Annotated in this window: 7 protein-coding genes and 1 pseudogene; all 8 read left to right on the forward strand. The window is 41.9% G+C overall.

Features of this window, described 5'->3' with window-relative positions; translation table 11 throughout:
- Positions 1-145 precede the first annotated feature (145 nt).
- Positions 146-1,486, forward strand: coding sequence for a deoxyguanosinetriphosphate triphosphohydrolase (locus tag AWW72_RS13350; RefSeq protein ID WP_062847650.1), 1,341 nt, complete (start codon positions 146-148; stop codon positions 1,484-1,486).
- Positions 1,487-1,559: 73 nt separating this feature from the next.
- A complete protein-coding gene (gene ruvA, locus AWW72_RS13355) occupies positions 1,560-2,165 on the forward strand; it encodes a Holliday junction branch migration protein RuvA (protein ID WP_062847651.1) in 606 nt (201 codons plus the stop codon).
- Between the two features lie 7 nt (positions 2,166-2,172).
- On the forward strand, positions 2,173-3,177 hold the full coding sequence (gene ruvB / locus AWW72_RS13360; protein WP_004771455.1) for a Holliday junction branch migration DNA helicase RuvB: 1,005 nt from the start codon (positions 2,173-2,175) through the stop codon (positions 3,175-3,177).
- Positions 3,178-3,381: 204 nt separating this feature from the next.
- The gene (locus AWW72_RS13365; protein WP_062847652.1) at positions 3,382-4,716 is read left to right on the forward strand and encodes a M20 family metallopeptidase; all 1,335 of its coding nucleotides are present in this window, start codon (positions 3,382-3,384) and stop codon (positions 4,714-4,716) included.
- 210 nt (positions 4,717-4,926) lie between these two features.
- Positions 4,927-5,334 carry a tol-pal system-associated acyl-CoA thioesterase gene (gene ybgC, locus AWW72_RS13370; RefSeq protein WP_062847653.1) on the forward strand — a complete coding sequence of 136 codons (408 nt, stop codon included), beginning with the start codon at positions 4,927-4,929 and terminating at the stop codon, positions 5,332-5,334.
- A 24-nt stretch (positions 5,335-5,358) separates the two neighbouring features.
- Positions 5,359-6,057, forward strand: coding sequence for a protein TolQ (gene tolQ, locus AWW72_RS13375; protein ID WP_004771450.1), 699 nt, complete (start codon positions 5,359-5,361; stop codon positions 6,055-6,057).
- Positions 6,057-6,509 carry a protein TolR gene (tolR, locus tag AWW72_RS13380; protein WP_062847654.1) on the forward strand — a complete coding sequence of 151 codons (453 nt, stop codon included), beginning with the start codon at positions 6,057-6,059 and terminating at the stop codon, positions 6,507-6,509. The genes tolQ and tolR overlap by 1 nt, the downstream gene beginning before the upstream one ends.
- A gap of 3 nt (positions 6,510-6,512) precedes the next feature.
- Positions 6,513-7,060 (forward strand): annotated as a pseudogene (locus AWW72_RS13385) (protein TolA); the annotation flags it as partial.

A 7,060-nucleotide genomic window follows, 5' to 3' on the forward strand; every position in this document is an offset into this window, starting at 1 on the left:
TTTGCGCTGAACAGATTTAAATGACCATGAAATACAAAACTATAAAGGACTGCTTACTTATCCAAGACAACTTATGTCGCCCTACTCTAGTGCTTTAATCTTTTTTTTGGCATGATGAAACTGAATTCATAGTGAATAATGATAAATGAAACAAATGCGTTGGTTAGAGTTGCTTTCCGCAATTCGTTTAGGTAGTAAAAAAAGCAGTACAGAATTGGCCCGTAGCCCATTCCATAAAGATTACGACAGAATTATATTTTCCCAAAGCTTCCGACAACTGAATAGAAAAACACAGGTTCATCCGCTTACCCAACATGACGGGATTCACACCCGCTTAACCCATTCACTGGAAGTGTCTTGTATTGGCCGCTCGCTGGGCATGCTGGCAGCAGAAAAAATCAAAGATGAGTTACCGATGTGGATTTCACCTGCCGATGTCGGTGCAATTATTCAGGCAGCCTGTCTGGCGCATGATATCGGCAACCCTCCTTTTGGTCATGCGGGCGAATACGCAATCCGTGAATGGTTTGATGATGCTTCACATCGCGACTTTCTAACCAAACTGACCCCAGAAGAAGAAGCTGATGTACGTCAGTTCGAAGGCAATGCCCAAGGACTCCGTCTTTTAAGTCGTATTGATTATCACCCTGATGATGGCGGTATGCGCCTGACCTGTGCCACGCTGGGTGCTTATTTAAAATATCCGTGGCTGTCTAAAACGATTGAAGAACAAGGTGATACCCCTTCTCATCAACGGGCAAAATTTGGCTGTTATCAATCTGAAAAAGAAATTTTAAAACAATTGGCTGAACAGCTCGGCCTGATTCAACTGGGTGAATATCATTATTGCCGTCATCCACTGACCTATTTATTAGAAGCAGCCGATGACATTTGCTATGCGCTAATTGATCTGGAAGATGGCATTATTCTCAATATGTTGAACTATGCTGAAGTTGAACCGATTTTCCTGAATTTGATTGCTGATTATGGCTATCCAGAGGAATTGCATTTACCGCATACCACTTGGCAGCAAAAAATTGCAGCATTACGCGGACGCGTCATGAAGCGTTTGGTCGATGAAGTCACCACTGCGTTTGCCAAGCACCATTTTGAAATTTTGACAGGTCAGCTCAAAGGTAGCCTATTACAATATTGCTCACCAGATATTGAGGCAGGCATTCAAACGGCGAAAAATCTGGCACGTGACCGAATTTTTGAACATCCTCAAAAATCAGGTTTAGAGATTATTGCCCATCAAAGTCTACAAACCATTCTGGATGCATTTATTCCTTTGACCATGCCACATAAGACATTAAGCTTTAAAGAACAGCGATTAATGTCAATTTTGCAACATTCAGGCGTAAATCTGCAAAACAACCATTATAATAATATTATGCAAGTCTTGGATATTATTAGTAAGTTCTCTGACCATCAGGCTTATAGTCTGGCGCAAGAGTTGCAAGGAAATAAAATAGGATTCTTTTAAAGGCTTAAATTAAGCCCAGTTAGTCTCTTAAATCACCAACTAAATTGTTTTAAAAAATAGTGAAATTTTACTCATGATCGGATGTTTAATTGGCGAAGTGTTTGCCCTGGAAGCCCCAACCGTATTACTGAACGTGAATGGCGTTGGCTATGAAATCGACACCCCACTTTCAACATTTTGCCAATTACAAAAAGGACAAAAAGTCACGTTATGGACACATTTAGTTGTCCGTGAAGATGCACAGCAATTGTATGGCTTTATTGATGCGCAGGAAAAAACCATTTTCCGCACGCTACTCAAAGTCAATGGTGTAGGCCCTAAAATGGCACTAGGCATTCTTTCAACCCTGAGTGTTGAATTGCTGATTCATACTATTGAACATGACGATGTAAATACCCTGATTAAAGTTCCAGGTGTAGGTAAAAAAACAGCTGAACGCTTAATGATTGAATTACGTGATCGCTTTAAAGCCTTGGCCCATCCTACAGGCAGCTCAAGCAATGCAGCGGCAACGCAAATCCAGTTCATGTCAAACTCACCTGTTGCCGAGGCCGAAGCCGCATTACAATCGCTCGGTTATAAACCGGCTGAAGCACAAAAAGCCGTTGCAGCCGTCAAAGCAGATTATACTGAGTCAGCCGACATTATCCGTGCTGCGCTTAAATCCATGATGAAGTAATAGATATATGCAAGATCGTCTTATTAGCGGAACAGAAAAACCTGAAGATCATTTTGATCGTGCCATTCGTCCCACTTCTTTGGCTGATTATATCGGTCAGCCTGTGGTACGTGAGCAAATGGAAATCTTCATTGGCGCGGCCCGTGGTCGTGGTGAGGCACTTGATCATACCCTGATCTTTGGCCCGCCAGGCTTGGGTAAAACCACTTTGGCGAATATTATCGCGCGCGAAATGGGTGGTAATTTAAAGTCGACTTCTGGCCCAGTGTTAGAACGTGCTGGCGATTTGGCTGCCATGCTGACCAATCTGGAAGAAGGTGATGTTCTGTTTATTGACGAAATTCATCGTCTTTCACCTGTGATTGAAGAAATCCTCTATCCTGCGATGGAAGACTATCAACTGGATATTATGATTGGTGAAGGTCCTGCTGCCCGCTCAATCAAGCTGGATCTACCTGCATTTACTTTAGTTGCGGCAACAACACGTGCAGGTTTGTTGACTTCGCCATTACGGGATCGTTTCGGGATCGTGCAACGATTAGAGTTCTATTCGGTTGAGGACTTGACGCATATTGTGACACGTTCTGCCAATTTGATGGATGTGCCGATTACGCACGAAGGTTCAACAGAAATCGCCCGTCGTGCACGCGGCACACCGCGTATTGCCAACCGTCTATTACGTCGTGTTCGTGACTATGCGCAAGTCAAAGGCACAGGTGAAGTGACTCAAGACATGGCACAACGCGCTTTGGATATGCTCAATGTTGATAAAGCAGGCTTAGATACGCTAGATCGACGTTATCTCAGTATGTTACTGGAACGTTTTGAAGGACGACCGACAGGTGTTGAAGCTTTAGCCGCAGCGATGGCAGAAGACAGCGGAACACTGGAAGATGTGATTGAGCCGTATTTGATTCAGCAAGGTTATGTGATGCGAACTGCTCGCGGTCGTATTGCAACCAATATGGCATATTTACAGTTTGGTATGACACCGCCTGAGTCAAACAACTAAGCAAAAGAAGAGAGTTTTCTCTTCTTTTTTTTAATTTGAACCTTCTCCCTAAAGCAAAATAATAATTCTATTATCAACAAATTAGCGACTCTATACCTTTTAAGTCTTTATTTATACCTTATTGATTTTTTAATATTTTCAAGAACTGCATTATAAGAAAAATACAACGTAAATCTGATAAACAATAATTTTTAGGATAAGGATATGTATAAGAAAGCCGCTTTATTACTTCCACTCGCCCTCATGAGTCAACTCAGTATGGCAGATTGGATAAAAGATGCCGCACAACAAAATGAAAATCAGGTTATTCAATTAAGACAACACATCCATGAGCACCCCGAACTTGGCAATATGGAATTTAAAACATCTGCGCTTGTTCAAAAAGAATTGAAATCTTATGGCATTCAAGTCAAAACAGGTTATGCAAAAACAGGAGTCATTGGCATCTTAAAAGGCGATAAACCCGGTCCAGTCATGGCGCTTAGAGCGGATATGGATGCTTTACCGATGCAGGAAAAAAGTGGCGTTCCCTTTGCCAGCAAACAAAAAGCAATCTATCAAGGTAAAGAAACTTATGTAATGCATGCTTGTGGACACGATGCTCACACTGCAATGCTCTTAGGCGCAGCAAAAATTCTGGCAGCCAACAAAGATAAAATATCAGGCACAGTCGTTTTTGTATTTCAACCCGCCGAAGAAGGTGGCGCAGATATCGATAATTTCACACATGGCGATCAAATCGGCTCAAGAAAAATGATCGCGGACGGAGCATTTAAAGACGATAAGCCAGAAGCTATTTTTGGTATGCATGTCATGTCTGGTATGAAAAGCGGACATCTCTACTATAAAGATGGTGCGATTTTAAACAGTGCAGATCATTTACGTATTCAAGTCAACGGCAAACAAGTTCATGGTTCCACCCCTTGGTTAGGTAGAGATCCGATTTATGCGTCAGCTCAAATGATTAACAATATACAAAGTCTTATTAGTCGAAGAACCGATCTGACTCAAGGCATGGGCGTCATCAGTATTGGTAATATTCAAGGTGGAACGGCAGGAAACATCATTCCTGATCAAGTTAATATGATTGGTACCATTCGCTCCAACAACGAACAGATACGAGACAACATCTTAAAAAGTTTACCAACTCTTGTTGAACATAATGCTCAGGCCAATGAGGTAACGGCCAAAGTTGAGATTGCGCCTTATGCTCCAGTAACAATGAATAACAAGGCACTCACTCAACTTATTCAGCCAACATTGACCAAAGCTGTCGGAGATTCGAAACTTCATCTGATGGACCATAATGCAAGTGCCAGTGAGGATTTTGCCTATTATGGAAAATTAATGCCGTCTTTCTTTGTTTTCTTAGGTGCGACACCTGAAAATCAGGACTTAAGTCAAGCCGCACCGAACCATAGCCCCTATTTTATCGTCGATGATAAAGCCTTAAAAACAGGAACAGAGCTGCATGTAAGATTCATCTTAGATTATCCAGAAATCGCGAAACAAGTTCAGGCCGCATGGAAACCGTCTTAACTTAACAACATACAAGTTATAGAGCGTCCCGTTTTAGACAATAAAGACCGCAATCGCAATTGAAAGGTTGTGCCATAGGACTTAGTATGCAATCTGCTAAACTGCCCCGTATTTAAAGCAGGTCTATGACGTTGAATAGAACTGGTGTTTTATTTAGCAGTCATATTTTTAAATATAAAGCCCTATAGTGAACTAGAACGGAATACTCTCATGGCGAATCATTTTGAATTTAAAATTCGTGTTTATATCGAAGATACAGATGCAGGTGGTATCGTCTACCATGCCAACCATATCCGTTTTATGGAGCGTGCACGCACTGAATGGTTACGCGCTGCAGGCGTTGATCACTACTGGCATCAACAAGATTACAACTTCGTTGTGCACCAGATTCAGGTCAAATATGTACGACCTATATTAATGGATGACTTAATTACCGTTACAGCACGTGTTATTTCGTGTAAAGCTGCATCATTTGTGTTGCAACAAAATATTTATCGTGGTGAAATCTTGCTGGCTTCAGGTGAGGTTGTGTTGGCGTGTTTAAACAAAGAGTTAATGCCACGTCGACTTCCTGATGAAATTCGTGGCCTGATTCAAAAAGAATTGGCACAGGACTAAAATAAACTTTCGGCACAGTAACTTATGGCAACTAATTTAGAATCTTCTCTACACATCTCCGACCTTATTTTGCAAGCAAGTCCTGTTGTACAACTGGTCATGCTGATTTTATTACTTGCTTCAATTTATAGCTGGTATCTAATCGCCAAATTGCATATGGGCTTCAAAAAAGCAGGACAAGATGATGAGCATTTTCAAAAGATGTTCTGGTCAGGTGCCGAATTAAATACCCTTTATAATAACGCTCAACTCAACTCTAAACGTCGTGGTTTAGAAGACATCTTCTATCAAGGGTTGGGTGAGTTTTTCAAATTACAAAAACGTAAAGCAGATACCAATCAAACCATCGAAGGAACTGAACGTATTCTTCGTGTCGGTTTAAGCCGTGATCAAGGCGGTTTAGAACAAGGCTTAGGTGCACTTGCCAGCATTGGTTCTGTTGCACCTTATATTGGTTTATTTGGTACTGTTTGGGGCATTATGAATGCCTTCATCGGTCTGGCTGCGGTGGATCAAGTTACTCTGGCAACAGTTGCACCGGGTATTGCCGAAGCGCTCATCGCTACAGCAATCGGTTTATTTGCTGCAATTCCAGCGGTACTTGCATTTAACCACTACACCGCCAAAGGCGAATCGATCTATTCAGACCGTGCCTTATTTGCAGAAGAAATGGTTGCTCTTTTACAGCGTCAAGCGATTGGAACGACACAGGAAGATGCATAATGGCGATTCAAAGATCTGGACGTTTTGAGCGAATTAAAAAACCACTGAAAAGCGATATGAACGTCGTTCCTTATATCGACGTCATGTTAGTACTACTGGTTATTTTCATGGTGACAGCACCCATGATCACCAGTGGTATCAAAGTAGATTTACCTCAAGCCAATAACCATCCTATTGAATCTAAAGATATGCCAGCGATGGTAACTTTAGGTAAGGATGGAAATATTTATCTTGAATATAAAGAACACCAAAATAGTGAGCCACTTTCTCTTACCCAGCTTGAGGCAGTTTTAAGTGAAGCTCAAACTCAAGCTGAACAAGAAAATAAGAAGTTGATGGTATTAGTCAATGGAGAAGAATCTCGTCCGTATGGCGAAGTTGTCGCTCTTATGTCTAGTTTACAAGAAGCTGGCCTAACCCAAGTCGGCTTACTCACGAAGTCTTTAAAATAAATTATGAAGAAATTTCAAGAGCCGCCTTTTAAGCAAAATGCGATTGCACTGGGTTTCACACTCGGTGTTCATGCAATCGCGATTGTTGGCTTACTGTTTTTAGGCTTGAGTAAACCACCAGAAGAGCCTAAAAAACTCACCACTATTTTGGTGAAGCCAGAAGATTTACCTCAATCGCTTCAGCAGCCTGAACAGCAAGTCACTGCTGATAAACAAGCACCAGAAGTGGTCAGTCCAAATGTAGATCCGACCTTACCTGAAAATATTCCTGTAGCCCCTCCACCACCAACTGCACAACAACTTGCAGCTGAAAAACAAAAGGTGGAACAAGCAAAATTAGCTGAACAAAAACGTAAAGCCGATGAAGCTGCTCGTGCCAAGCAGGTCGAGGAACAACGTAAACTTGCAGAAGCACAGGCACAAAAACAACGTGTCGATGCTGAAGCAAAACGTCAAGCTGATGCCAAGGCAAAAACTGAAGCTGAATCAAAACGCAGAGCTGAACAAAGTGCGAAAGCTGAAGCCGATGCCAAAGCACGCCAGAAAGCCGA

The sequence above is a fragment of the Acinetobacter sp. NRRL B-65365 genome (assembly GCF_001605865.1).
Classification (GTDB): Bacteria; Pseudomonadota; Gammaproteobacteria; order Pseudomonadales; family Moraxellaceae; genus Acinetobacter; species Acinetobacter vivianii.

Excerpts from the sequence above, each read along its gene's own strand:
- tolR (WP_062847654.1), top strand. The coding sequence starts at position 6,057 with ATGGCGATTCAAAGATCTGGACGTTTTGAGCGAATTAAAAAACCACTG.
- tolQ (WP_004771450.1), top strand. The coding sequence starts at position 5,359 with ATGGCAACTAATTTAGAATCTTCTCTACACATCTCCGACCTTATTTTG.
- ybgC (WP_062847653.1), top strand. The coding sequence starts at position 4,927 with ATGGCGAATCATTTTGAATTTAAAATTCGTGTTTATATCGAAGATACA.
- ruvB (WP_004771455.1), top strand. The coding sequence starts at position 2,173 with ATGCAAGATCGTCTTATTAGCGGAACAGAAAAACCTGAAGATCATTTT.
- ruvA (WP_062847651.1), top strand. The coding sequence starts at position 1,560 with ATGATCGGATGTTTAATTGGCGAAGTGTTTGCCCTGGAAGCCCCAACC.
- AWW72_RS13365 (WP_062847652.1), top strand. The coding sequence starts at position 3,382 with ATGTATAAGAAAGCCGCTTTATTACTTCCACTCGCCCTCATGAGTCAA.
- AWW72_RS13350 (WP_062847650.1), top strand. The coding sequence starts at position 146 with ATGAAACAAATGCGTTGGTTAGAGTTGCTTTCCGCAATTCGTTTAGGT.